Source organism: Streptomyces sp. NPDC058653 (genome assembly GCF_042716895.1).
GTDB lineage: Bacteria > Actinomycetota > Actinomycetes > Streptomycetales > Streptomycetaceae > Streptomyces.
On sequence record NZ_JBHXRM010000100.1, the window covers coordinates 1 to 1,038 of the forward strand.

The following is a 1,038-nucleotide window of genomic DNA, read 5'->3' on the forward strand; positions in this document are numbered from 1 at the left end:
TCCGACCTCGTCACCGCGTTCAACAACGCCGCGGGACAGGCCACGGACGCGGTGCTCCCGCCGGACGCCGGCGGCCTGACGCTTGTCGGCGGTGTTTACACCGCGCCCTCGACACTGGGCCTGACCGGCACCCTCACCCTCGACGCGCAGAACAACCCCAACACCGTCTGGGTCTTCCAGGTCGGCTCCGGACTGACGACCGCCTCCGCAAGCCGTGTCGCGCTCATCAACGGCGCGCAGGCGTGCAACGTGTTCTGGGAGATCGGCAGTTCGGCCACCCTGGGCACCAACTCGACCTTCGTGGGCAACATCCTGGCCCTGACCTCGATCAGTGCCACGACCGGGGCGACCATCGACGGGCGCGCGCTCGCGCGCAACGGCTCGGTGACCCTGGACACCAACCGGATCACCCGTTCCACCTGCACGGGCGGCACCACGTCCGGGACGACCACCGGCACCACCACCGGTACCACCACGGGAACCACGACCGGCACCACCACCGGAACGACCACCGGCACGACCACCGGAACGACGGGCAGTGTGCTCGGCGGCGTGCTCGGCGGCGTGCTGGGCGGCGCGACGACCGGCACCACCACCGGCGGCGTGCTGGGTGGCGTACTCGGCGGCGTCGTGACCGGCGGCACCACGGGCGGCACCGCGGCTGGGACGACCGGTGGCACGACCGGCGGGTCCACGGGCGGGGTCATCTCGGGCAATACAACCGGGAACACGACCGGGAACACGGTAGGCAACACCTCCGGCGGCGGACACGGCGGCAAGCCTCCGGGGAAGCCGCACCACGGTCACGGCAAGCCCGACCACGGTCACGGGCCGGACCACGGTCACGGAGGACCCGACCACGGTCACGGAAAGCCCGACCACGGTCACGGGAAGCCCGACCACGGCGACGAGAAGCCGGGCTACGGCGACGACGAGGGCGACGAGGGCGACAAGCCCCCGCAGCACGGCGGCTACGGCGACAAGCCCGAGCACCTGGCCTGACGAAACCGGACCACAGATCGCGCCGCGCGGTGGAAT

At 71.8% G+C, this 1,038-nt stretch carries 1 protein-coding gene; it reads left to right on the forward strand.

Features of this window, described 5'->3' with window-relative positions:
* Positions 1 to 1,002: ice-binding family protein (locus ACFWU9_RS36260; RefSeq protein WP_384325361.1), on the forward strand; the 1,002-nt coding region annotated here is incomplete at its 5' end.
* Between the last annotated feature and the right edge of the window lie 36 nt (positions 1,003 to 1,038).